This is a genomic window from Variovorax sp. GW823-FHT02B07 (assembly GCF_058797695.1).
On sequence record NZ_JBXAJX010000012.1, the window covers coordinates 38,009 to 60,380 of the forward strand.

Sequence of the window (22,372 nt, forward strand, 5' to 3'; positions counted from 1 at the left end):
TGAATCGGATCAGTCTGCGGTCATGCCCGCTTTTTTGGCGACGTCGCCCAGGCGCTTGTATTCGGTGTCGGTGAGCGCGGCGAGCTCCTGCGCGGTCGAGCCGCGCGGCGAGAAACCGGCCTGCTGCAGCTTGGCCTTCACGTCGGGCATCGCGAGCGCTTCGACGAACGCTTCGTTCAGCGCCTTCACGATCGGTGCCGGCAGCTTCGCCGGACCGTACACGCCGAACCACGGCTCCAGCGCGTAGCCCTTGAGGCCCGCCTCGGCCATCGTCGGCACGTCGGGGAGCGAAGGCGAGCGGGTGCCGCCTGCCACCGCCAGCGCGCGCAGCTTGCCGGCCTGGATGTGCGGCAGCGACGCCGGCAGGTTGTCGAACATCACGCCGATGGTGTTGCCCAGCATGTCGGTGATGGCCGGGCCGCTGCCCTTGTAGGCCACGTGCGTGAGCTCGGTGCCGGTCATCTGCGCGAACATCACGCCGGCCAGGTTCATCGAGGTGCCGGTGCCTGCGGTGGCGTAGGGCAGGCCGGGGTTCTTCTTCGCGGCGGCGATGAGCTCGGGCACGGTCTTGATGGCCGAGCTGGCGGGCACTTCGAGCACGATGGTCGACATGCCCAGCAGGCTGATGGCCGTGAAGTCCTTGCGCGGATCGAAGGCCATCGACTTGTAGATGTGCGGGTTCAACGCATTGGTCGAAATCGCGCCGAAGCCGATCGTGTAGCCGTCGGGCGCGGCCTTGGCCACGGCGTCCATGCCGATGTTGCCGCCCGCGCCGCCGCGGTTGTCGATGAGCACCGGCTGGCCCAGCTTCTCCGACACCTTCTGGCCCACGGTGCGCGCCACCAGGTCGGTGGTGCCGCCGGCCGTGTAGGGCACGATGAACTTGATGGGCTTGGACGGAAAGTCGGCCGCGTGCGCCAGCAGGAACGGCGCCGCGAGCAGTGCGACGGCCGCCGCGCGGCGGGTGAGGGCGAAAGCGCTCTTCTTCATCTTCATGGCTTGAATTGGTCCTTGAGGCCGGCCCAGCAGTCGGTGTAGTCGGTGTCGAGCGCCGGGCTTTGCAGCGCGAAGTTCGTCGGGATGAAACGGTAGCGGCTCTCGAACATGAAGGCCAGCGTGTTGTCCAGCTTGTGCGGCTTGAGGTCGGCGTGCGTCGCCTTGTCGAAGGCTTCCTCGTCGGGCCCGTGCGGCACCATGCAGTTGTGCAGGCTCGCGCCGCCGGGCTTGAAGCCGCCCGGCTTGGCGTCGTACTCGCCCAGCACCAGGCCCATGAATTCGCTCATGAGGTTGCGGTGGAACCATGGCGGACGGAAGGTGTTTTCCATCACCATCCAGCGCGGCGGGAAGATCACGAAGTCGCAGTTGGCCGTGCCGGGCGTGTCGCTGGGCGAGGTCAGCACGGTGAAGATCGACGGATCGGGATGGTCGAAGCTGATCGAGCCGATGACCATGAAGTTGGCCGTGTCGTACTTCACCGGCGCGAGGTTGCCGTGCCAGGCGACCACGTTGAAGGGCGATTGCTTGGTCGGTGCGGTCCAGAAGCGGCCGCCGAATTTCTTCACCAGCTCGTAGGCGCCGCCGTCTGCCTCGAAGGCTGCGACGGGCGCCTGGAAGTCGCGCGCGTTGGCCAGGCCGTTCGAGCCGATCGGGCCGAGCTCGGGCAGGCGGAAGTGCGCGCCGTAGTTCTCGCACACGTAGCCGCGCGAGAGCCCGTCGGGCAGGGCGACCTTGAAGGCCATGCCGCGCGGCAGCACCACGATTTCGCCGGGCTTGACGTCGAGCACGCCGAGTTCGGTCGTGACGACGAGGCGGCCTTGTTGGGGCATCACCAGCATCTCGCCGTCGGCGTTGACGAAGGCGCGCTTGTCCATCGAACGGCCCGCCATGTACATCAGCGAGCCGATGCCGACCTGCGACTCGGCGTCGCCGTTGGCGGCCAGCGTGTGCATGCCGTCGATGAAGTCGACGTCGGCCGCGCCGTCCAGCGGCAGCGGGCCCCAGCGCATCGGCTCGGGCGGCAGCGCGATCTCGCGGTCGGCGCCGGTGGTCCAGTGCGCCTGCGCGTAGGGCTGGTAGCGGCCCGACACCACCGAGGGCTGGCGGCGGTACAGCCAGGTGCGGCGGTTCTCGTGGCGCGGCGCCGTGAAGGCGGTGCCCGAGAGCAGTTCGGTGTACAGGTCGAAGGGGCCGCGCTGCGGGTTGTTGCGGCCTTGCGGCAGCGCACCGGGCACGGCCTCGGAGGCGTATTCGTTGCCGAAGCCGCTCTGGTAGCGCCGTTCGGCGGCGGGTGTTGCTTGGGTCATGGGCTTGTCTTTCGAAAGTCGCGATGAGGTGGGAGCGTGCGGCCGTTCAGCCGGCGCGCGCCGCGTCGAAGGCTTCGCGCAGCACGGCCAGCGAGCCGACGTGGTTGGCCAGCACGAGCACGAGCCGTGCGTTGAAGGCGTGGCTTTCCTCGGTGGAAAGCCCTTGGTGGGCCTCGATGAGCGCCTCGTAGAAATCGTCGGGCGCTTCGAGGTTCGGCGTGGTGATCAGTTGCGGTTGCATCGGGGTCATGCCTTTGCCAGTGCGTGGTCGAGGGCCGCGCGAAGCTTCGCCGCCGTGGGCTGCCGCCAGCGCGCGCACACGTGCTGGTCGGGCCGCAGCAGGTAGACCGTGCCGGGCTGCGCGTCGTAGCGCTGCGTGGCGAGTTCGGCGTCGGCGCCGGTGCCTTCCACGCGCACGATGTGCAGCGCGAGGTCGCTGCTTTTCAGCGCCTGCAGGCTGCGCTCGGCGGCGTCGTCCTGGCCGAACACCAGCGCGGTGAAGCGCGCCACGTGGCATTCGCGCAGCAGCCAGCCGGAGCTGCCGTCGGCGCGCCGCACGGGCGCGTCGGCCGCGGCCGCGCCGGGCACCATCGCGCCGACGAAGGGGTCGGCGTCGGGCGTGTTGAGCGGCGAGTCGCGCAGCACCGTGGCCACCGACAGCCGCCCGCTGTTGACCAGCGAGCGCGCGAAGGCGTGGCGCTTGGTCAGTTCGAGCACCGCGTCGCGGAAGAGGCGGCTCACCTCGCTCTTGGGCGTGATGAAGTCGGTGGCGCGCGTCGAATTGCGGATGTTCTCGTCGGCCGCGTATTCGCGCTCGCTGGCGTAGCTGTCGAGCAGCGCATCGGGCGCGTCGCCGGCCAGCACGGCCGCGAGTTTCCAGGCGAGGTTGTCGGCGTCCTGCACGCCCGAGTTGGCGCCGCGCGCGCCGAAGGGCGACACGCCGTGCGCCGAGTCGCCCGCGAACAGCACGCGGCCGTGGCGGAAGCGCTCCATGCGCTGGCAGGCGAAGGTGTAGACGCTGGCCCAGCCGATCTGGAACTGCACGCCTTCGAAGCCGATGCTGTCCAGCAACGCGCGCACGCGCGGCGTGATGCGCTCGGGCTTGCGCTCTTCCACCGGGTCGGCGTCCCAGCCGAGCTGGAAGTCGACGCGCCACATGCCGTCGGCCTGCTTGTGCAGCAGCACGCTCTGGCCGGGGTGGAACGAGGGGTCGAACCAGAAGCGGCGCTCGGTGGGCAGCTGCGCGTCCATCGTGATGTCGGCGATCAGGAAGCGGTCGCGGAACACGCGGCCCTTGGCTTCCTGCCCCAGCATCTGGCGCAGGTTGGAGCGCGAGCCGTCGCAGGCGGCCACGTAGCCGGCCTGCAGGCGGTACTCGCCCTCGGGCGTTTCCACGGTCAGCACCGCGCCGTCGTCGCCTTGCGCGATGCCGGTGACCTTGTTGTTCCAGCGCAGGTCGATCAGCGGCAAGGCCGCGGCGCGTTCGACGAGGTAGCCCTCGACGTAGTACTGCTGCAGGTTGATGAAGGCCGGGCGCTCGTGGCCGGGCTCGGGCAGCAGGTCGAAGCGGTAGACCTGCTCGTCATGGAAGAACACCTTGCCGACGTTCCACGACACGCCCTTGTCCACCATGCGGTCGCCGCAGCCGAGGCGGTCGAACACCTCGAGCGTGCGCTTGGCGAAGCAGATCGCGCGCGACCCGCTGGACAGGCTGTTGTCGTTGTCGAGCAGCACCACGGGCACCTGCCGCAGGGCGAGGTCGATGGCGAGCGTGAGGCCCACCGGGCCGGCGCCCACGACCACCACGGGGTGGCGGGCGGGCGCGGCGGCGTCCTGGTCGGCGTGGCGGGTGTAGTCGAAGCGCAGGCTTTGATAGTCGATCACGTGGTGTCTCCGTGTCCTTGTCGTTTCCGTCGCCTTCCCCGCGCGGGGGAAGGTCGCGGCGCGATCAGCCTTCCAGGGCCTTCCACATGTCGATGTCGCGCTGCGCCGTCCACACGCGCGGGTCGGCGTGGCCCGAGGCCTCGTCGTAGGCGCGGCTCACGTCGAAGGGCATGCAGTGGTCGAAGATGACCCACTGCTTGTACTTGGGCTGCAGCTTCGCGTAGGTTTCCTTGTAGACCGCGTTCAGGTCGCGCCCGGCCTTCACGCCTTCCTGCACGCTGGCGTACACGTCCGAAATGAATGCCCGCGTGCCGTTCAGGCCCTCGGCCACGGCTTCGGGCGTGGTCAGCGCGGCGCCGCGGCCCGGCACCAGGGCCAGGGGCTTCAGGGCGGCGATGTTGTCCAGCGTCTGCGGCCAGTCCTGGAAGTAGGCGTCGCCGGCGTACGGCGTGGCGCCGAACTCGACCAGGTCGCCCGACAGCAGCGCGCGCTCCTGCGGCAGCCAGACAACGGTGTCGCCCTTGGTGTGGCCGCGGCCCAGCTGCAGCAGCTGCACTTCGAGCTTGCCCAGCCACAGCGTCATCTTGCCGGTGAAGGTCATGGTGGGCCAGGTCAGGCCCGGGGGCACCGTCTCGACGTTCTGGAACAGGCGCGGGAAGCGGCCGATTTCGCTGGCCTTGTCTTCCTCGCCGCGCTCGACGATCAGGTCGCGCGTGTCCTGGCTGGCCAGGATGTGTTCGGCGCCGTAGCCTGCCGCGCCCAGCACGCGCACCGCGTGGTAGTGGGTGAGCACCACGTACTTGATGGGCTTGTCGGTCACTTCGCGGATGCGGCGCACCACGTCGGCGGCCATGGCGGGCGTGGCCTGGGTGTCGGCCACCAGCACGCAGTCGTCGCCGATGATGATTCCGGTGTTGGGGTCGCCCTCGGCCGTGTAGGCCCAGGCGTGCTCCGAGATCTGGCTGAAGGTGATCTTCTTTTCTTCCAGGTCGGCGTGGCTGGCGAATTTCTTGGCTTGGCTCATCGTGTGTCTCCGGTGGGGTGGTTTTGGGATTCGTCTGATTCGTTTAAGGCGAACGAGTTTGCAGATAACGAATGCGCGGAGTGTAAGCCCGAGATCAGTTCATGTCTAATGCCTTCTTCATGAACGAACAACCAGACGGCAAGGCGGCCATGGCAGCGACTGACACCGACCGCGCCCAGCGCGGCATCCAGAGCATCGAAGTCGGCGGGCAGCTGCTGCGCGCGCTGGTGCACCACGGCCGCCCGATGGCGCTCAAAGACCTTGCCCGCGAAGCGGACATGACGGCCGCCAAGGCCCACCCGTACATGGTGAGCTTCGGCCGGCTGGGCCTCATCGAGCAGGACCGCGCCAGCGGCCACTATCTGCTCGGCCCGCTGGCCTTGCAACTGGGGCTGATCAGCCTGCAGCAGGCCGACCCGGTGCACATCGCCACGCCGCTGATCGGCCAGCTCGCGCAGCAGATCGGCCACACGGTGGCGCTGGCCGTGTGGGGCGCGCGCGGCGCGACCATCGTGCGCACGGCCGAGTCGCCCTCGCCGGTGCACGTGAACATGCGCCACGGCACGGTGTTCTCGCTCACCAACACGGCCTCGGGCCGCGTCTTTGCCGCCTACCTCGACCCGGGGGTGGTGCGCGCGCAGCTCGAGGACGAGCGCCAGCGCCAGAAGCAGCGCAAGGGCGCCGCCGAGCCCGCGCCGCCGGCCGGCATGCCGCCGGTGCAGCCGCTGCCCTCGTGGAGCGACTTCGAGCGCCAGTGCCAGGAAGTGCGCGACCACGGCATCAGCCGCTCCGACGGCGAGGTGATCGAGGGCGTGAGCGCCATGGCCGCGCCCGTGTTCGACCACACGGGCGCCATCGTGCTGGCCGTGACCGCCATCGGCCCGGCCGGCATCTTCCACACCGCCTGGGACGGCGAGATCGCGCGCGCGCTCAAGGCCTGCGCGGGCACGGTGTCGCAGCGCTTGGGGGCGAGCGCCACCGGCGCCGTGGTGCCCTCCGTTTCCGATCGATGACCCTGTTTTCTTCCGCCTTGTCTTCTTTCTCTTCTTCCGACGACCTCGCGCTGCGCATCGACCGCACCGTGGCGCTGCTGCGCGGTGCGCGCCGCATCGTGGTCTTCTCGGGCGCGGGGCTGTCCAAGGCCTCGGGCATCCCGACCTACCGCGACGCCGACGGTCTCTGGATGAGCCAGAACGCGCTCAAGTTCTCGCATGCCGAGGACCTCGCGCGCGACCCCGGCGGCTTCACGAAGTTCTGGGCCCAGCGCCTGTCGCTGATCGAGACCGCGTCGCCCAACCCCGGCCACCTCGCGCTCGCGCAGTTGCAGCGGCTGCGCCCCGCGACCCGGCTCATCACGCAGAACGTCGACGGCCTGCTCGGCAAGGCCGGCGGCCAGGACGTGCTGGAGCTGCACGGCTCGCTGCGCCGCTGGCGCTGCGACCACTGCGGCAACCGCAGCGGCCCCTGGCCCTTCCATCGCTGCCTGCGCTGCGGCTCGCACGCGCGGCCCGATGTGGTCATGTTCGGCGAGATGCTGAACGCCGGCGTGCTGCTCGACGCGCAGGTGGCCGCGCAGGAGTCCGACCTGTTCCTGGTGGTCGGCAGCACCACCATCGTCTACCCGGCGGCCGAACTGCCCAAGCTGGCGATGGCGCGCGGTGCGCGGCTGGTCACGCTGAACATCGAGCCGCTGCCGCATCTGGACGATGCGGCGGCAGTGGTGTTGCGGGGGGCGTCGGAAGACCTGTTGCCGAAGTTGGTCGCCGGGATGGCGGGCGACTGAAGTCCTAGCCGGCCCGCATCTTCTCGCGCAGCACGCGCCAGCGCGCGAGGCTCTCGGCGGGCCAGTAGTCCTTGCGGTCGTAGTACTCGTGCACCGCCGGTGCGCCGGGCGGCAGCACCACCCACGGCTGCTTGGACATCGTGAAGATGTGCAGGTCCGGCGGCAGCCGGTCGGGCGTGTCGAGCGTGCCCACGCGGATGAAGCTCACGGCGTCGCCGGCGCCGGCGTAGTGGCTCCACAGCGCGACATGGCAGGCCGGGCAGCGCGCGTACTTCTGGCCGCGTCCGCTGGCCGAGGGCGTGAGCACCAGATCGACCGCGCCCTGCAGCACCTGCACATGCTCGGGTTCGATGAGTGCATTGAGCGAGAAGGACGAGCCCGTCTCGCGCTGGCACCAGCGGCAGTGGCAGCAGTGCACGAAAAGCGGCGGGGCGTTCAGGCGGTAGCGCACCTGCCGGCAGGTGCAGCCGCCTTCCAGCGGCACGAAGGCGTCGGCCATGGCGGTGGTCGGGCGCTCAGCCCTTCTTGCCACCCAGCAGCACCAGCGCGCCGCCCACCACGATCGCCGCCACGCCGGCCCAGGCCGGGATGTTGATGGTCTGTTTTTCCTTCACCGAGAACTCCAGCGGGCCCAGCTTGGCTTGGTGGGTTTCCTTGGTGAAGCTGAAGCCGCCCAGGCCGAGCCCGGCGATGCCGGCCACGACCAGCAGGATGCCGACGATGCGCGTTGCGTTCATGGGACGGGTCTCCTCAGGGTTGGTTGGAATGAAAAGCCGTTCAGCGCCGTGGCGCCGCCACACGCGGCTGCGGCGGCTCCTGCTGCTGCAACTGGTCGACCCACTGCACGACCTCGGCCATGGCCGCGTCGCTCGCCGCGATGAGCGCCTTCACGCCGCCGGGCGCGTCGGCGCTGGCGGCGGGGCGGCGCACGGTGAAGGTCCGCTGGCCCATCACGCGGTCGCCGCCGGTGGCGCTGCGGACCAGCGTGGCGCGCAGGCGCACCAGGCCCGTGCTGCTGGCCGGCGCGTCGAAGTAGTGGCTGAACTCGTCGAGCGAGATGCGCAGCGTGTCGGGCACGATGCCCTCGGTGCGCGCGAGCGTCGCGCTTTCTTCGGGGCCGAGCACGGTGCGGCGCTCGGCCAGCGTGTCGCGCAACCGCTGGCGCAGCAGCTGCGCGGGCGGCAGGCTCCAGCGCGACTGGCCGTAGGGGCGCAGCTCGTTGGCGTCGGCATAACCCAGGCGGTACAGGATCTGCGTGCCGTCCAGGCGCGTGTTGCTGTCGAACTCCGCGAGGGACAGCGCCGGCAGCGCGGTGGCCGGCGCGGCAGCGGTGGCCGGTGCCGTGGCCGAAAGGCCGGGGCCGAAGTCGTACAGCGTGGCGCGCGCCGGCTTGTCGGGCAGCATGCCGCAGCCGGCGACCAGCAGCACGCAGCCGAGGCTGGCGAGGGCGGGGAGGGTGTTCTTCATGCGCATGGTTGGTCTGCTCCCGGTCAGTGGCGTGCGGCGGGCGCAACGAAGCCGGGCTCGCCCGGGCCCGCGGCCGCGCCGCCGTTGCCAAACAGCAGCGATTGCGGGTTGTCGTTGATGCTGTCGGCCGCGCGGCCCAGGCGGCGCACCGCGTGGGCGGTGTCGTCGGCCACGCGGTTCACGCGCGGCAGGGTGGCGGCGTTGAACGAGTCGACCGCCTGCGCCAGCGCCTTGGTGCCCTCGCTCAGGCGCTCGACCGGGCCGTCGGGTGCGTTGAGCCGGCCCACGGTGGAGTTGAAGTTGTTGGCCACGCGCGAGACGTCGCCGGCCGCTTTCTTCACCGTCGACAGCGTCTCGGGCATGGCGGCCAGCGTCGGGTTCAGGCCGGTCTTGACGGTGTTGTCGAGCTGCTTGAGCAGCGTGTTGGCGCTGGCCGAGGCGGCCGCGATGTTCTCCAGCGCGTCGGCCACGCGCTTCTGGTTCGCGTCGGCCAAGAGCGCGTTGGCGCGCTTGGTCACTTCTTCCACCTGGTCGATGATTTCCTCGCCGCGGTCCTGCAGCTTCGCGAGCATCGAGGGCTTGAGCGGAATGCGCGGCGGGTTGTCGTTGTTCGGCTTGAGCGCGACGGTCGATTCGCCCTCGTCGTCCAGCGCGATGAAGGCCAGGCCGGTCACGCCCTGGTAGCTCAGCGTGGCAAAGCTGGAGGTGGTGAGCGGCACGCGCTCATCGACCGTGATGCGCACGCGCACGTTGCCCTTGGTCTTGGGGTCGAAATCGATCGAGGTCACCTTGCCGACCGAGATGCCGCGGTAGCGCACCTGGGCCTGCGGCTGCAGGCCGCTCACGGCGTCGCGGGTGGAGAGTTCGTAGACGTTGCGCACGGTGTTGTCGCGCGTGAACCAGACCACCAGCGCGACGAGCGCGGCGATCAGGCCGAGCACGAAGGCGCCGGCGGCGAGGGCATGGGCCTTGTTTTCCATGAGGGGACCTACCTTTCGTCAGCGCGCGCGGCCTCGGGCCGCGGCGCGGGTGGTGCTTTGCCGGCGGCGGGCTTGTCGTGCAGCGCCTCCAGGGCGCGCTGGCCGCGCCCGCCGAGAAAGTATTCGTGGATGAAGGGATGCGGGTAGGCGATGACTTCGCGCGCCGTGCCGCTCACGATCACCTTCTGGTCGGCCAGCACCGCGATGCGGGTGCTCAGGTCGAACAGGGTGTCCAGGTCGTGCGTGACCATCACGACCGTCAGGCCCAACTCGCGGTGCAGGCCGCGCAGCAGGTCGCAGAAACTGTCGGAGGCTTCGGGGTCGAGGCCGGCCGTGGGCTCGTCCAGCAGCAGCAGCGGCGGGTCCATGATGAGCGCGCGCGCGAGCGCCACGCGCTTGATCATGCCGCCCGACAGGTCCGACGGGCTCTTGTTCGCATGCTGCGGCTCCAGCCCCACCATCTGCAGCTTCACGAGCGCGGCGTTGCGGATCAGCTCGTCGGGCAGCAGCTTGAGTTCGCGCAGCGGAAAGGCGATGTTCTCCAGCACGCTGAAGGCCGAGAACAGCGCACCGTGCTGGAACAGCATGCCCACGTTGGCCGCGCCGGCCGCGCTGAGTTCGCCCGGCGCCCGGCCCAGCACCTCGACCGCGCCCTTCGTGGGTTTCTGCAGCCCGAGGATCTGGCGCAGCAGCACCGTCTTGCCGGTGCCCGAGCCGCCGACCAGCGACAGCACCTCGCCGCGGTCAAGGTGCAGGTCGAGGTCGCGGTGCACCACCTGTTCGCCATCGGGGCTCTTGAACACGGTCCAGAGCTTGCGGATGTCGACCACGGTGCTCGACGGGGATGTCGCGGCGGCGTTCATCCGCGGAATCCTATGCCCTTGAAGAGCACTGCGAAGAGCGCATCGACCAGGATCACGGCGGTGATCGAGGTCACGACCGACGACGTGGTGCCGCGCCCCAGGCTCTCGGTGTTGGGCTTGACCTTCATGCCGAAGTAGCAGCCGATCAGCGCGATCAGCACGCCGAACACCGCCGACTTGGCCAGGGCCAGCCAGAGGTTGGAGATGGGCACCGCGCGCGGCAATGCCGACAGGAAGTACGACGGCGAAATGCCCAGCGCCGCATCGGCCGCGAGCATGCCGCCGGCCAGCGCCGCCATCGAGGTCCACAGGCTGATCAGCGGCATCGCGATGGCCAGCGCCAGCACGCGCGGCATCACGAGACGGAAGCCGTGCGGGATGCCCATCACGCGCATCGCGTCGAGTTCTTCGGTGACGCGCATCACGCCGATCTGCGCCGTGATCGCCGAGCCCGAGCGGCCCGCGATCAGCACGGCGGCCAGCACCGGCCCGAGCTCGCGGATCAGCGACAGCCCGAGGATGTTCACCACGAAGGCCTCGGCGCCATAGTTGCGCAGCTGCTGGGAGATCAGGTACGCCAGCACCACGCCGATCAAGAGGCCGACCAGCGCCGTGATGTGCAGCGCCGTGGCGCCGAACTGATAGAGGTGGCCCGAGAAGTCGCGCCATGGCGCGCGGTGCGGCGCGCGCGCCAGCGTGCACAGGTCGAGCGCGAGCTGGCCGATGAGGCCGACGAAGTCGCGCAGCACGACCATCGCGCGCGGGCCGTGGTGGGCCAGTGCGTGCAGCCGGTCGCTCAGCGATTTGGGTGGCTCGTCGGGCGTGGCCACCGTGAACTTCGCCACCTGGTCGAGCACCGCCTGGTGCTGCGGCGACAGCTCGATCGTGGCCGGCCAGGCCTGGCGCCAGTGTTCCCACAGCAGCTGGGCGCCGATGTGGTCGAGCTGGCCGATGGGGCGCAGGTCCCAGGCCCGGTCGTCCGCGGGCGGCAGCGCCGCGAGGTCTTTGGCCAGCGCCTCCCAGGCCGGGCGCGTCGACATCGCCAGCGTGGTCCAGCAACCGCTGGCCACGGCCCAGGTGCGGCCGTCCACGTCCTGCGTCTGCGCGCGCGGCGGCGCGAAGGCGTCGTCGGTGGCGGGGGCGTCAGCGGGCGACGGGGTGGGCGACATGGGCAAAGGTGCGGGACAAAACGTAAACAAAGGTCCAAGCGAGAGCGCGCATCGTAACCGCGTGCATCCGGGGCTTGTGTGCGTCTGGCCCTTCGTTTGCGTAGGGCCAGACGCCGTTTTTTTCAGCCAATCTTCAGCTCCAGGCCCGGGCCAGCGCATCCCAGGCGCTGGCGATCACGGGCTCGTCGCGCCGCGCGGCCAGCGAGACGAAACGCAGCGCGCAATCCAGCCGCACGCGGTCGGCCAGCACGAGGCCGTGGGCCTGGCTTTCGCGGATGGCGATCGAGTCGCGCACCAGGCTCAGGCCCACGCCTGACTTCAGCAGGTCGAGCATCGAGGCCTCCTGGTCGACCAGCGCCACGCGCCGGGGCGCCAGGCCGAGCGGGCCGAACACGCGCTCCAGCAGCCGGTGGTGCGCCGACTCGGGCGGCGTGGCCAGCCAGGGCAGGGCGGCCAGCGCCTTCCAGTCGCGTCCCAGCACCTGCGGGCCCCAGCCGGCCGGTGCGACCACGCGGTAGCTGAAGCGGGTGAGCGTGCGCACCGCCAGCGGCGCCGGGGCGGCGTCGTCGGGTGCGTCGTCCGGATTGCCCGGGTCGAGGTGAAAACCCACGTCGAGCTCGCCGCGCAGCACCTGCGCCAGCACGCTGCCGCTCATGCCGTGGCGCAGCTCGGTCTCGATCTGCGGCGCGGCCTCGACCAGCTCGCGCAGGAACACGCCCAGCCGCGTGAACTCGGGGTCGAGGATGGTGCCGATGCGCAGCGCCCCGCGCACCGTGACCTGCAGGTTGCGCGCGGCCTGCTGCAGGTCGCCCACGGCCGCCAGCACGCGCTCGGCCTGCGGCAGCATGGCCGCGCCGTCGGCCGTGAGCGCCAGCCCGTGCGGCGTGCGGGTGAACAGCACCAGCCCGGTTTCTTCCGCGAAACGCTTGAGCTGCAGGCTCACCGCGGGCTGCGTCAGGTGCAGCTTTTCGGCGGCGCGCGAGACGTTGCCCTCGCGCGCCGCCAGGATGAAGGCGCGCAGAATCTGGAGGTCCATCGATGACGTAGTCATATAAGACTGATTTATAGCGCCATCGACGCGAATTCATTGGCTTTCTCTTCGTGGATTGGGCCAAATTGCCTTCAGGAGACCCGCACATGCCCATCAGCACCCGAAATATCGATCACCACATCGCCGGCGCCCCCGCCGCCAACACCTCCGGCCGCACGCAGGACGTGACCAACCCCGCCACCGGTGCCGTCACCGGCAAGGTCGGCCTGGCCGACGCCGCCCAGGTGGGGGCCGCCGTGGCCGCCGCGCAGGCCGCGTTCCCGGCCTGGGCCGACACGCCGCCGATCCGCCGGGCGCGCGTCATGTTCAAGTTCCTCGAGCTGCTCAACCAGCACAAGGACGAGCTCGCCCACCTCATCACCGCCGAGCACGGCAAGGTGTTCACCGACGCACAGGGCGAGGTCAGCCGCGGCATCGACATCGTCGAGTTCGCCTGCGGCATTCCGCAGTTGCTCAAGGGCGACTTCACCGACCAGGTGAGCACCGGCATCGACAACTGGACGCTGCGCCAGCCGCTGGGCGTTGTGGCCGGCATCACGCCCTTCAACTTCCCGGTGATGGTGCCGATGTGGATGTTCCCGGTGGCCATCGCCGCGGGCAACACCTTCGTGCTCAAGCCCAGCCCGACCGACCCGAGCCCGTCGCTGTTGATGGCCGAGCTGCTCAAGAAGGCCGGCCTGCCCGACGGCGTGTTCAACGTGGTGCAGGGCGACAAGGCCGCGGTCGACGCGCTGCTGGAGCACCCCGACGTCAAGGCGATCAGCTTCGTGGGCTCCACGCCCATCGCCAACTACATCTACGAAACCGGCGCGCGCCACGGCAAGCGCGTGCAGGCGCTGGGCGGCGCGAAGAACCACATGGTCGTCATGCCCGACGCCGACATCGACCAGGCCGTGGACGCCCTCATCGGCGCCGGCTACGGCTCGGCCGGCGAGCGCTGCATGGCGATCAGCGTCGCGGTGCTGGTGGGCGACGTGGCCGACCGGCTGCTGCCCAAGCTCGTCGAGCGCACGAAGACGCTGAAGGTGCTCAACGGCACCAACCTCGCGGCCGAGATGGGCCCGATCGTCACGCGCGCCGCGCACGAGCGCATCACCGGCTACATCGCGCAGGGCGAGAAGGAAGGCGCGAAGCTGCTGGTCGACGGCCGCAGCTTCGACGGCAACAAGGCGGGCGAAGGCTGCGGCGACGGCTTCTGGATGGGCGGCACGCTGTTCGACCACGTCACGCCCGAGATGCGCATCTACAAGGAAGAGATCTTCGGCCCCGTGCTGGGCTGCCTGCGCGTCGCGACCTTCAAGGAAGCCGTCGACCTCATCAACGCGCACGAGTTCGGCAATGGCGTGAGCTGCTTCACGCGCGACGGCAACGTGGCGCGCGAGTTCGGCCGCCGCATCCAGGTCGGCATGGTCGGCATCAACGTGCCGATCCCGGTGCCGATGGCCTGGCACGGCTTCGGCGGCTGGAAGAAGAGCCTGTTCGGCGACATGCACGCGTATGGCGAAGAGGGCGTGCGCTTCTATACGAAGCAGAAGTCGATCATGCAGCGCTGGCCCGAGAGCATCGGCAAGGGCGCCGAGTTCGTGATGCCGACAGCGAAGTAAAGGTAAAAGGGGGCGCCGCACGCGCGGCGCTTCGCATCCGAAGAACAACGAGAGACAAAAAGCCAGCCGCCATGAGCGACACCACCTTCGACTACATCATCATCGGCGCCGGCACCGCCGGCTCGCTCATCGCCAACCGGCTGAGCGCCGACAAGACCAAGCGCGTGCTGCTCATCGAGGCCGGCCGCAAGGACGATTACCACTGGATCCACATTCCGGTGGGTTACCTGTACTGCATCGGCAACCCGCGCACCGACTGGCTCTACAACACCGAGCCCGACGCGGGCCTCAACGGCCGCACGCTGCGCTATCCGCGTGGCAAGACGCTGGGCGGCTGCTCCAGCATCAACGGCATGATCTACATGCGCGGCCAGTCGCGCGACTACGAGCACTGGGCTGAGCTCACGGGCGACGAAGGCTGGCGCTGGGAGAACGTGCTGCCGGCCTTCCGCAAGCACGAAGACTTCTACCTGGGCGCCGACGAGATGCACGGCGCGGGCGGTGAGTGGCGTGTCGAGAAGCAGCGGCTGCGCTGGGACATCCTCGATGCCTTTGCCGACGCGGCCGTGCAGGCCGGCGTGCCGCACACCGCCGACTTCAACCGCGGCAGCAACGAAGGCGTGGGCTACTTCCAGGTCAACCAGAAGAACGGCTGGCGCTGGAACACCGCCAAGGCCTTCCTGCGGCCCACCTGCTACGGCCGCCCCAACTTCGAACTGTGGACCGGCGCGCAGGTGTCGCGCCTGCTGTTCGAGACGTTGCCCGACGGCACGAAACGCTGCACCGGCGCGCAGGTGTGGGACGGCACCGAGATGACCACGGCGCACGCCGAGTGCGAAGTGATCCTGAGCGCGGGCGCCATCGGCTCGCCGCAGATCCTGCAGCTGTCGGGCGTCGGCCCGGCCGAGCTGCTGCGCCAGCACGGCATCGACGTGGCGCTGGACGCGCCCGGCGTCGGCGCCAACCTGCAGGACCACCTGCAGATCCGCGCGGTCTACAAGATCGAGGGCGCGCCCACGCTCAACGTGCTGGCCTCGTCGCTGGTCGGCAAGGCGAAGATCGGCCTCGAATACCTGCTCAAGCGCAGCGGCCCGATGAGCATGGCGCCGTCGCAGCTCGGCGCCTTCACGCGCAGCTCGCCCGACCGCGCGTGGCCCAACATCCAGTACCACGTGCAGCCGCTGTCGCTCGACGCCTTCGGCGAGCCGCTGCACAGCTTCCCGGCCTTCACCGCGAGCGTGTGCAACCTGAACCCGACGAGCCGGGGCACGGTGCACATCAAGAGCGCGCGTTTCGAAGACGCGCCCGCCATTGCGCCCAACTACCTGAGCACCGAGGAAGACCGCAAGGTGGCGGCCGATTCGCTGCGCGTGACGCGCCGCATCGCGCAGCAGCCCGCGCTCGCCAAGTACAAGCCGCAGGAGTGGAAGCCCGGCGTGCAGTACCAGACCGACGACGACCTCGCGCGGTTGGCCGGCGACATCGCCACCACCATCTTCCACCCGGTCGGCACCACGAAGATGGGCGCCGACGGCGACCCGATGGCGGTGCTCGATGCGCGCCTGCGCGTGCGCGGCGTGCACGGCCTGCGCGTGGTCGATGCGGGCGCGATGCCCACCATCACGAGCGGCAACACCAACAGCCCGACGCTGATGATGGCGGAGAAGGCGGCGGGCTGGATCCTGGAAGACAACCGCAACCGCTGAGCCGGCTCAGCGGCGCGGCTTGGCGCTGCGCTGGGTGTCAGCCGCCAGGCGCGCCTTCGCGCCTTCGAGCATGAGGTCCACGCCGACCTCGAACATCGCGTCGGGGCCGGCCTTGCGGTAGCTGGCGAAGGCCTCGGCCAGCAGCGGGCGCGAGGCCGCGGCGGCATCGAGCGCCTGCTGCCGGATTTCCGCATCGGGCGGTGCCGCCTGCTCCTCCAGCCCACGGCGCAGGGCTGGCCGGCGCCGTGCGCTATCTGCAGTGTCTGCCGGTGATGCTGTGCAGGTCGCCTGCGGCGGGTGGCTAACTGTCGAAGAACGCCAGCTTGCGCGCGCGAGGCAGCGCCTTGAGCGCGATCTCCGCCCGCAGCGCGGCGCCCTTGTCGGGGTACTGGCGCGCGGCCAGCACGCGCTGCGGCGGGCGCGCGCGCGTGAACTTGGCGCCCAGCCCGAAGACATGCTGGAAGAAGCGCTGCTCCACGTCGAGCGCGATGCCCGCGTAGTACACGCCGCCTTCGCATTCCAGCAGGTAGAGCCAATAGGGTGGGGGCGGCGAGGGATCGGGCGGTTTTCGGGGCACGCGCGCATTGTGCGGGCAGGCGCTTATCGTGCGTCGAACGAAGGTGTTGCCACGAAGTTCATTCGCAAAACGCACCAAGTCCTTCCAATTTTTCGCTAGGCAAGGGCGCGGGTTTCGCACATATTGGCCCGTTCCTGCTGTCGCATTTCTTCTTCTGTCCTTCCTTCTCCCTGGAGCGTCCATGCCAGAAGCCCAGACCCCCGTGTCCCTCCCCGCCGAGGTCGAACAACTGCTGCATCGCCTGGGCGTGCCCCGCACCGCCCACACCCGCGGCGAGCTCACGGTGCGCTCGCCGGTCAGCGGCGAGGTGATCGCGCAGGTGCCGCAGACCACGGCGGTGGAAGCCACCGGCGCCATCGGCCGCGCGCACGAGGCCTTCAAGGCCTGGCGCCTGGTGCCGGCGCCGCGCCGTGGCGAGCTGGTGCGCCTGCTGGGCGAAGAGCTGCGCGCCGCCAAGCGCGACCTGGGCCGCCTCGTCACGCTGGAGGCCGGCAAGATCCCGTCCGAGGGCGCGGGCGAGGTGCAGGAAATGATCGACATCTGCGACTTCGCGGTCGGCCTCTCGCGCCAGCTCTACGGCCTCACGCTGGCCACCGAGCGCGCCGAGCACCGGATGATGGAAACCTGGCATCCGCTGGGCGTGTGCGGCGTGATCTCGGCCTTCAACTTTCCCGTGGCCGTGTGGTCGTGGAACGCGGCGCTCGCGCTGGTGTGCGGCGACCCGGTGGTGTGGAAGCCTTCAGAGAAAACACCGCTCACCGCGCTGGCCGTGCACGCCATCGCGCAGCGCGCCATCGAACGCTTCGGCGACGCGCCCGAAGGCCTGCTCGGTTTGCTGCTGGGCCCGCGCGACATCGGCGAGGTGCTGGTCGACGACCCCCGCGTGCCGATCCTCTCGGCCACCGGCTCCACGGCGATGGGCCGGCAGGTCGGGCCGAAGCTGGCGGCGCGCTTCGCCCGCGCGATCCTCGAACTGGGTGGCAACAACGCCGCCATCGTCACGCCCTCGGCCGACCTGGACCTCGCGCTGCGCGGCATCGCCTTCGCGGCCATGGGCACGGCGGGCCAGCGCTGCACCACGCTGCGGCGCCTGTTCGTGCACGAGAGCGTGTACGACCAGCTGGTGCCCAAGCTCGTGAAGGTCTACGGCAACGTGCAGGTGGGCGACCCGCGCGAGGCCGGCACGCTGGTCGGTCCACTGATCGACCGCGCGGCCTTCGACGGCATGCAGAAGGCCCTGAACGAAAGCCGCGAGACCGGCGCCACGGTGCACGGCGGCCAGCGCGTCGAGGGCATCGGCACGCAGGACGCGTTCTATGTGCGCCCGGCGCTGGTGGAGCTGAAGTCGCACGCCGGCCCGGTGCTGCGCGAGACCTTCGCGCCCATCCTCTATGTGGTGCGCTACAGCTCGCTTGACGAAGCCATCGAGTGGCACAACGCAGTGGGCGCGGGCCTGTCGTCGTCGATCTTCACGCTCAACGTGCGCGAGGCCGAGCGCTTCATGTCCAGCGCGGGTTCCGACTGCGGCATCGCCAACGTCAACATCGGCCCGAGCGGCGCCGAGATCGGCGGCGCCTTCGGTGGCGAGAAGGAAACCGGCGGCGGACGCGAAGCGGGCTCGGACAGCTGGAAGGCCTACATGCGCCGCGCCACCAACACCATCAACTACTCGACGGCACTCCCCCTCGCGCAGGGCGTGACCTTCGACATCGGCGACTGAACAACCCCGGCCCGTGGTGCCTGCCGCGCGGCATTTCGCCGCAGCGGCCAGGCAGCGGCCGCGCCTATCCCCCCAGAAAAACCACCAGGAGACAGCAAAGATGAAGATGCAACTGAAGACCCTCGCCACCGCCGCGCTGCTTGCGCTCGCCTTCGGCACCACCGCCACCGCGCAGCAGGCGCCCACCGGCGGCACGCTCGACAAGATCAAGGCGAGCGGCAAGGTCGTGCTCGGCGTGCGCGAAGCCTCGCCGCCCATGGCCTACATGCTGGGCGCGGGCGAGAAGTACGTGGGCTACCACGTCGAACTCTGCGAGCGCGTGCTGAAGGACATCACGCCCAACGCCAAGCTCGAGTACATGGCCGTGACCGCGCAGAACACCATCCCGCTGGTGCAGAACGGCACGCTGGACATCGGCTGCGGCCCCACCACCAACAACACCGCGCGCCAGCAGCAGGTGGCCTTCGCGCTCACCACGTACGTGAGCGAAGTGCGCATGGCGACCAAGGTCGATTCGGGCATCACCACGCTCGACCAGCTCGCGGGCCGCAACGTGTCGGCCTCGACCGGCACCACCGCCGTGCAGCTGCTGCGCAAGCGCGAGCGCGCACAGAACGTCTCGTACAACACCATGCTCGGCAAGGACCACCTGGAAAGCTTCCTGCTCATGGAGTCGGGCCGCGCCGATGCCTTCGTGCTCGACGACAACCTGCTCGCCGGCATCATCGCGAACTCGAAGAACCCCACGGCCTACCGCATCACCGGCGAGGCGCTGGGCTCCGAACCGATCGCGCTGCTGTTCCGCAAGGACGACCCGGCCTTCAAGGCCGCGGTGGACGATTCGCTGCGCAAGCTCATGAAGAGCGGCGAGCTCGAGAAGATCTACACCAAGTGGTTCGTGGCCGCGATCCCGCCGAAGAACACCAGCCTCAACCTGCCGATGAGCCCCGCGCTCAAGCAGCTGCTGCTCGAGCCCAACGACAAGCCGCTGGAAGCCTACGCCAAGTGACGGACGCCGCCGTGTTCTCGCCGGCGCAACGCGTGCGCGCCATCCAGGTCTCGGAGATCCTGCGCATCACCGATCACGCGCAGGCGCTCAAGCGCGCCGGCCGCCCGGTGATCGTGCTGGGCGCGGGCGAGCCCGACTTCGACACGCCCGAGAACATCCGGCATGCGGCCTCGCAGGCCATTGCGCGCGGCGACACGCGCTACACGGTGCTCGACGGCAGCCCGGCGATGAGGGCGGCGGTGCAGCTGAAGTTCAAGCGCGACAACGCGCTGGACTTCGCGCTCGACGAAATCAGCGTGAGCGCGGGCGCCAAGCAGGTGATCTTCAACGCGCTGATGGCGAGCCTGAACCCGGGCGACGAAGTGATCCTGCCCGCGCCGTACTGGACTTCGTACGCGGACATCGTGCAGATCTGCGGCGGCGTGCCGGTGTCGGTGGCGTGCGGCGAGGAGAACGGCTTTCGGCTGACGGCAGCGCAGCTGCAGGCCGCCATCACGCCGCGCACGCGCTGGCTGTTTCTCAACTCGCCGTCGAACCCGAGCGGTGCGGCCTACAGCGCGGCGCAACTGAAGCCGATCACCGACGTGCTGCTCGACAACCCCCACGTCTGGGTGCTGGCGGACGACATCTACGAACACATCCTCTACGACGGCCTCGCGTTCGCAACGCCGGTGGCTGTCGAACCGCGCTTGCGCGAACGCACGCTCACGGTGAACGGCGTGTCGAAGGCTTATGCGATGACCGGCTGGCGCGTCGGCTACGGCGCAGGACCGCGCCCGCTGATCGCCGCGATGGCCGTGGTGCAGAGCCAGTCGACCTCGTGCCCGTCGTCGGTGAGCCAGGCCGCGGCGATCGAGGCGCTCACCGGCCCGCAGGGCATCGTGGCCGAGCGCTGCGCATCCTTTCAACAGCGCCGCGATGTCGTCGTGGCCGCGCTCAACCGCACGCCGGGCCTGCACTGCCGCGTGCCCGAGGGCGCTTTCTACACCTTCGCAAGTTGCGCGGGCGTGCTCGGCAAGCGCACTGCCAGCGGCGCGCTGCTGCAGACCGACAGCGACTTCTGCCGCTACCTGCTGCAGGACTTCGAGGTGGCGGTGGTGCCGGGCAGCGTGTTCGGGCTCGCGCCGTATTTCCGCATCTCGTATGCGACGTCGATGGCGCAGCTCGAAGAGGCCTGTGCGCGCATCGCCGCCGCCTGCGCCGCGCTCTCCTGACCCTCCTCTTCATTCCACTGGAACCCTCATGACTTCCTCCCGCACCGGCGGCCAGATCCTGGTCGACCAGCTCATCACCCACGGCGTCCGGCAGCTCTTCTGCGTGCCCGGAGAAAGCTTCCTGGCCGTGCTCGACGCGCTGCACGACGCATCGATCGACGTGACGGTGTGCCGGCAGGAAGGCGGCGCGACGATGATGGCCGAGGCGCAGGGCAAGCTCACGGGCCAGCCCGGCATCTGCTTCGTCACGCGCGGCCCCGGCGCCACCAACGCGGCGGCGGGCGTGCACATCGCGCACCAGGATTCGACGCCGCTCCTGCTGTTCGTCGGCCAGGTCGCGCGCGACGCGATGGGCCGCGAAGCCTTCCAGGAGCTGGACTACAGCGCGGTCTTCGGCACGATGGCCAAGTGGGTCGTGCAGATCGACGATCCGGCGCGCGTGCCCGAGCTGGTGTCGCGCGCCTTCCATGTCGCGACCTCGGGCCGGCCCGGTCCGGTGGTGATCGCGCTGCCCGAAGACATGCTGACCGAAGCCGCCGTGGTGGCCGATGCGCTGCCGTATGCCGTGACCGAAACCTATCCCGGCGCGGCGCAACTGACCGAGCTGCAGCAGCGCTTGTCGCAAGCGCAGCGGCCCGTCGCCATCCTGGGCGGCAGTCGCTGGTCCGAGGCCGCGACGCAGCAGTTCGCGAAGTTCGCCGAGGCGTATTCGCTGCCCGTGTACTGCTCGTTCCGCCGCCAGATGCTGATGTCCGCCGAGCACCCCAGCTATGCGGGCGACCTGGGGCTCGGCGCGAATCCGCGCATGCTGGCGCGCATCCGCGATGCGGACCTCGTGTTGCTGGTGGGCGGGCGCCTGTCGGAAGTGCCGTCGCAAGGCTATGAGCTGTTCGCGATCCCGCAGCCGAAGCAGGCGCTGGTGCACGTGCACGCCGATGCCGACGAGCTCGGCAAGCTCTACCGCCCGACGCAGGGCATCCACGCCACGCCGCAGGCGTTTGCCGAAGCGGTGTCCGCGTTGCGTCCGGCGTCACCGCCCGTGTGGCAGGCCGAGACGAAGACGGCGCGCGAAGACTTCCTGCGCTGGAGCGACCCGGCCGCGATCCGCATTCCCGGCCCGCTGCAGATGGGCGAGGTCATGCAGCACCTGCGCGAGGTGCTGCCGGCCGACACCATCTTCTGCAACGGCGCGGGCAACTTCGCGACCTGGGTGCACCGCTTCTGGCCGTTCCGCGCGTTCGCGAGCCAGCTCGCACCGACCAGCGGCTCGATGGGCTACGGTCTGCCCGCCGGCGTCGGCGCCAAGCGGCTGTGGCCCGAACGCGAGGTGGTCGTGTTCGCGGGCGACGGCGATTTCATGATGCACGGCCAGGAGTTCGCCACTGCCGTGCAGTACGGCCTGCCCATCCTCGTCGTGCTGCTGGACAACGGCATGTACGGCACGATCCGCATGCACCAGGAAAAGCACTACCCCGGCCGCATCAGCGCCACGCAGCTGAAGAACCCCGACTTCCGCGGCTACGCCGAGGTGTTCGGCGGCCACGGCGAGCGCGTGACCACGACGGAAGAATTCGGCCCTGCATTGGCGCGTGCGCGTGCCAGCGGCAAGCCGGCGATCCTGCATTGCCTGCTGGACCCGGAGGCGATCACGCCCGCGAGCACGCTGGCGTCGATCCGCAAGGCGGCGCTGGCCGCGAACTGAGGCGTCGTCAGCGCAGCCCGCCGACATAGCGCGGCGGCGGCGTGGGCGGCAGGCCGTCGGGCTGGCGCGCCGCCAAGCGCGCGGCGCGGGCCAGCGGTTCCATGGCCTGCTCGAGCCGCGTGGCGAGCTGGTCGAGTTCGTCGTCTTTCGTCTCGGCGGCGTGCTGGCGCGTCATGCGCACGATCTCGGCGGCGTACTCGGCGTTGGTGGCCATCCATTCGGTGTCGGTCACGCGCCCGTGCTTTCGCCGCAGCGCCACGTGAAGGCGTGCTGCAAGCGCGATGCGTTCGCTTTCGGACATGGATGGCATGGCGTC

The 22,372-nt window shown here is 69.8% G+C and carries 22 protein-coding genes; 8 read left to right on the top strand and 14 right to left on the bottom strand.

Annotated features, from left to right (window positions below):
* Positions 1-9: 9 nt before the first annotated feature.
* The 5 genes from AC1RGU_RS30420 to AC1RGU_RS30440 all read right to left on the bottom strand — a co-directional run bounded on the left by AC1RGU_RS30420 (position 10) and on the right by AC1RGU_RS30440 (position 5,211).
* The gene (locus AC1RGU_RS30420) at positions 10-990 is read right to left on the bottom strand and encodes a Bug family tripartite tricarboxylate transporter substrate binding protein (protein ID WP_492700248.1); all 981 of its coding nucleotides are present in this window, start codon (positions 988-990) and stop codon (positions 10-12) included.
* Positions 991-992: 2 nt separating this feature from the next.
* On the bottom strand, positions 993-2,303 hold the full coding sequence (hmgA, locus tag AC1RGU_RS30425) for a homogentisate 1,2-dioxygenase (protein ID WP_492700200.1): 1,311 nt from the start codon (positions 2,301-2,303) through the stop codon (positions 993-995).
* Positions 2,304-2,349: 46 nt separating this feature from the next.
* Positions 2,350-2,544: a DUF2783 domain-containing protein gene (locus AC1RGU_RS30430; RefSeq protein WP_062472729.1), complete on the bottom strand. Its 195-nt coding sequence runs from the start codon at positions 2,542-2,544 to the stop codon at positions 2,350-2,352.
* A gap of 5 nt (positions 2,545-2,549) precedes the next feature.
* Complete coding sequence (locus AC1RGU_RS30435) at positions 2,550-4,187, bottom strand: FAD-dependent oxidoreductase (RefSeq protein WP_492700202.1); 1,638 nt, start codon at positions 4,185-4,187, stop codon at positions 2,550-2,552.
* Positions 4,188-4,251: 64 nt separating this feature from the next.
* Positions 4,252-5,211 (bottom strand): MBL fold metallo-hydrolase, encoded by a 960-nt coding sequence (locus AC1RGU_RS30440; protein ID WP_492700204.1) that lies wholly within the window; start codon positions 5,209-5,211, stop codon positions 4,252-4,254.
* Positions 5,212-5,360: 149 nt separating this feature from the next.
* On the opposite strand from AC1RGU_RS30440, the gene AC1RGU_RS30445 reads away from it, so the two are divergent.
* Positions 5,361-6,224, top strand: a complete 864-nt coding sequence (locus AC1RGU_RS30445; RefSeq protein ID WP_492700250.1) for an IclR family transcriptional regulator — start codon at positions 5,361-5,363, stop codon at positions 6,222-6,224.
* Entirely contained in the window at positions 6,221-6,994 is a 774-nt protein-coding gene (locus tag AC1RGU_RS30450; protein ID WP_095743229.1) for an SIR2 family NAD-dependent protein deacylase, read from the top strand. Before AC1RGU_RS30445 ends, AC1RGU_RS30450 begins: the two co-directional genes overlap by 4 nt.
* A gap of 4 nt (positions 6,995-6,998) precedes the next feature.
* On the opposite strand, the gene AC1RGU_RS30455 is transcribed toward AC1RGU_RS30450, so the two are convergent.
* From AC1RGU_RS30455 to AC1RGU_RS30485, 7 genes are all read right to left on the bottom strand, one after another.
* The gene (locus tag AC1RGU_RS30455; protein ID WP_492700207.1) at positions 6,999-7,493 is read right to left on the bottom strand and encodes a GFA family protein; all 495 of its coding nucleotides are present in this window, start codon (positions 7,491-7,493) and stop codon (positions 6,999-7,001) included.
* A gap of 16 nt (positions 7,494-7,509) precedes the next feature.
* Positions 7,510-7,731 carry a hypothetical protein gene (locus tag AC1RGU_RS30460; RefSeq protein WP_070063477.1) on the bottom strand — a complete coding sequence of 74 codons (222 nt, stop codon included), beginning with the start codon at positions 7,729-7,731 and terminating at the stop codon, positions 7,510-7,512.
* Positions 7,732-7,771: 40 nt separating this feature from the next.
* Complete coding sequence (locus tag AC1RGU_RS30465; protein ID WP_492700209.1) at positions 7,772-8,461, bottom strand: ABC-type transport auxiliary lipoprotein family protein; 690 nt, start codon at positions 8,459-8,461, stop codon at positions 7,772-7,774.
* Between the two features lie 23 nt (positions 8,462-8,484).
* Positions 8,485-9,441, bottom strand: a complete 957-nt coding sequence (locus AC1RGU_RS30470; protein WP_369630928.1) for an MlaD family protein — start codon at positions 9,439-9,441, stop codon at positions 8,485-8,487.
* A gap of 8 nt (positions 9,442-9,449) precedes the next feature.
* Complete coding sequence (locus AC1RGU_RS30475; protein WP_492700211.1) at positions 9,450-10,304, bottom strand: ABC transporter ATP-binding protein; 855 nt, start codon at positions 10,302-10,304, stop codon at positions 9,450-9,452.
* The gene (locus AC1RGU_RS30480; RefSeq protein ID WP_070063474.1) at positions 10,301-11,473 is read right to left on the bottom strand and encodes an MlaE family ABC transporter permease; all 1,173 of its coding nucleotides are present in this window, start codon (positions 11,471-11,473) and stop codon (positions 10,301-10,303) included. Before AC1RGU_RS30480 ends, AC1RGU_RS30475 begins: the two co-directional genes overlap by 4 nt.
* Positions 11,474-11,606: 133 nt before the next feature.
* Complete coding sequence (locus AC1RGU_RS30485; protein WP_492700213.1) at positions 11,607-12,524, bottom strand: LysR family transcriptional regulator; 918 nt, start codon at positions 12,522-12,524, stop codon at positions 11,607-11,609.
* A gap of 86 nt (positions 12,525-12,610) precedes the next feature.
* Here AC1RGU_RS30485 and AC1RGU_RS30490 point away from each other — a divergent pair, with 86 nt between their 5' ends.
* Entirely contained in the window at positions 12,611-14,128 is a 1,518-nt protein-coding gene (locus tag AC1RGU_RS30490) for a CoA-acylating methylmalonate-semialdehyde dehydrogenase (RefSeq protein WP_492700215.1), read from the top strand.
* A gap of 71 nt (positions 14,129-14,199) precedes the next feature.
* Positions 14,200-15,834, top strand: coding sequence for a GMC family oxidoreductase (locus AC1RGU_RS30495; RefSeq protein WP_492700217.1), 1,635 nt, complete (start codon positions 14,200-14,202; stop codon positions 15,832-15,834).
* A gap of 301 nt (positions 15,835-16,135) precedes the next feature.
* Here the strand turns inward: AC1RGU_RS30495 and AC1RGU_RS30500 are convergent, their stop codons facing one another.
* Entirely contained in the window at positions 16,136-16,411 is a 276-nt protein-coding gene (locus AC1RGU_RS30500; RefSeq protein WP_062472759.1) for a GIY-YIG nuclease family protein, read from the bottom strand.
* Between the two features lie 181 nt (positions 16,412-16,592).
* Between AC1RGU_RS30500 and amaB the strand changes: the two genes are divergently transcribed.
* The 4 genes from amaB to AC1RGU_RS30520 all read left to right on the top strand — a co-directional run bounded on the left by amaB (position 16,593) and on the right by AC1RGU_RS30520 (position 22,056).
* Positions 16,593-18,131 carry an L-piperidine-6-carboxylate dehydrogenase gene (gene amaB, locus AC1RGU_RS30505; protein WP_492700219.1) on the top strand — a complete coding sequence of 513 codons (1,539 nt, stop codon included), beginning with the start codon at positions 16,593-16,595 and terminating at the stop codon, positions 18,129-18,131.
* Between the two features lie 100 nt (positions 18,132-18,231).
* Complete coding sequence (locus tag AC1RGU_RS30510) at positions 18,232-19,140, top strand: amino acid ABC transporter substrate-binding protein (protein WP_095743237.1); 909 nt, start codon at positions 18,232-18,234, stop codon at positions 19,138-19,140.
* Positions 19,137-20,354, top strand: coding sequence for a pyridoxal phosphate-dependent aminotransferase (locus AC1RGU_RS30515; protein ID WP_492700222.1), 1,218 nt, complete (start codon positions 19,137-19,139; stop codon positions 20,352-20,354). Before AC1RGU_RS30510 ends, AC1RGU_RS30515 begins: the two co-directional genes overlap by 4 nt.
* Before the next feature lie 28 nt (positions 20,355-20,382).
* Positions 20,383-22,056, top strand: coding sequence for a thiamine pyrophosphate-binding protein (locus AC1RGU_RS30520; protein ID WP_492700224.1), 1,674 nt, complete (start codon positions 20,383-20,385; stop codon positions 22,054-22,056).
* Positions 22,057-22,063: 7 nt separating this feature from the next.
* On the opposite strand, the gene AC1RGU_RS30525 is transcribed toward AC1RGU_RS30520, so the two are convergent.
* Positions 22,064-22,366 (bottom strand): hypothetical protein, encoded by a 303-nt coding sequence (locus AC1RGU_RS30525; RefSeq protein WP_082818034.1) that lies wholly within the window; start codon positions 22,364-22,366, stop codon positions 22,064-22,066.
* Positions 22,367-22,372 lie beyond the last annotated feature (6 nt).

What these genes read in the sequence shown, in the direction of transcription:
- AC1RGU_RS30420 (WP_492700248.1), bottom strand. Translation starts at nt 990, where the DNA reads ATGAAGAAGAGCGCTTTCGCCCTCACCCGCCGCGCGGCGGCCGTCGCA.
- hmgA (WP_492700200.1), bottom strand. Translation starts at nt 2,303, where the DNA reads ATGACCCAAGCAACACCCGCCGCCGAACGGCGCTACCAGAGCGGCTTC.
- AC1RGU_RS30430 (WP_062472729.1), bottom strand. Translation starts at nt 2,544, where the DNA reads ATGCAACCGCAACTGATCACCACGCCGAACCTCGAAGCGCCCGACGAT.
- AC1RGU_RS30440 (WP_492700204.1), bottom strand. Translation starts at nt 5,211, where the DNA reads ATGAGCCAAGCCAAGAAATTCGCCAGCCACGCCGACCTGGAAGAAAAG.
- AC1RGU_RS30445 (WP_492700250.1), top strand. Translation starts at nt 5,361, where the DNA reads ATGGCAGCGACTGACACCGACCGCGCCCAGCGCGGCATCCAGAGCATC.
- AC1RGU_RS30450 (WP_095743229.1), top strand. Translation starts at nt 6,221, where the DNA reads ATGACCCTGTTTTCTTCCGCCTTGTCTTCTTTCTCTTCTTCCGACGAC.
- AC1RGU_RS30455 (WP_492700207.1), bottom strand. Translation starts at nt 7,493, where the DNA reads ATGGCCGACGCCTTCGTGCCGCTGGAAGGCGGCTGCACCTGCCGGCAG.
- AC1RGU_RS30460 (WP_070063477.1), bottom strand. Translation starts at nt 7,731, where the DNA reads ATGAACGCAACGCGCATCGTCGGCATCCTGCTGGTCGTGGCCGGCATC.
- AC1RGU_RS30465 (WP_492700209.1), bottom strand. Translation starts at nt 8,461, where the DNA reads ATGAAGAACACCCTCCCCGCCCTCGCCAGCCTCGGCTGCGTGCTGCTG.
- AC1RGU_RS30470 (WP_369630928.1), bottom strand. Translation starts at nt 9,441, where the DNA reads ATGGAAAACAAGGCCCATGCCCTCGCCGCCGGCGCCTTCGTGCTCGGC.
- AC1RGU_RS30475 (WP_492700211.1), bottom strand. Translation starts at nt 10,304, where the DNA reads ATGAACGCCGCCGCGACATCCCCGTCGAGCACCGTGGTCGACATCCGC.
- AC1RGU_RS30480 (WP_070063474.1), bottom strand. Translation starts at nt 11,473, where the DNA reads ATGTCGCCCACCCCGTCGCCCGCTGACGCCCCCGCCACCGACGACGCC.
- AC1RGU_RS30485 (WP_492700213.1), bottom strand. Translation starts at nt 12,524, where the DNA reads ATGACTACGTCATCGATGGACCTCCAGATTCTGCGCGCCTTCATCCTG.
- AC1RGU_RS30490 (WP_492700215.1), top strand. Translation starts at nt 12,611, where the DNA reads ATGCCCATCAGCACCCGAAATATCGATCACCACATCGCCGGCGCCCCC.
- AC1RGU_RS30495 (WP_492700217.1), top strand. Translation starts at nt 14,200, where the DNA reads ATGAGCGACACCACCTTCGACTACATCATCATCGGCGCCGGCACCGCC.
- amaB (WP_492700219.1), top strand. Translation starts at nt 16,593, where the DNA reads ATGCCAGAAGCCCAGACCCCCGTGTCCCTCCCCGCCGAGGTCGAACAA.
- AC1RGU_RS30510 (WP_095743237.1), top strand. Translation starts at nt 18,232, where the DNA reads ATGAAGATGCAACTGAAGACCCTCGCCACCGCCGCGCTGCTTGCGCTC.
- AC1RGU_RS30520 (WP_492700224.1), top strand. Translation starts at nt 20,383, where the DNA reads ATGACTTCCTCCCGCACCGGCGGCCAGATCCTGGTCGACCAGCTCATC.
- AC1RGU_RS30525 (WP_082818034.1), bottom strand. Translation starts at nt 22,366, where the DNA reads ATGCCATCCATGTCCGAAAGCGAACGCATCGCGCTTGCAGCACGCCTT.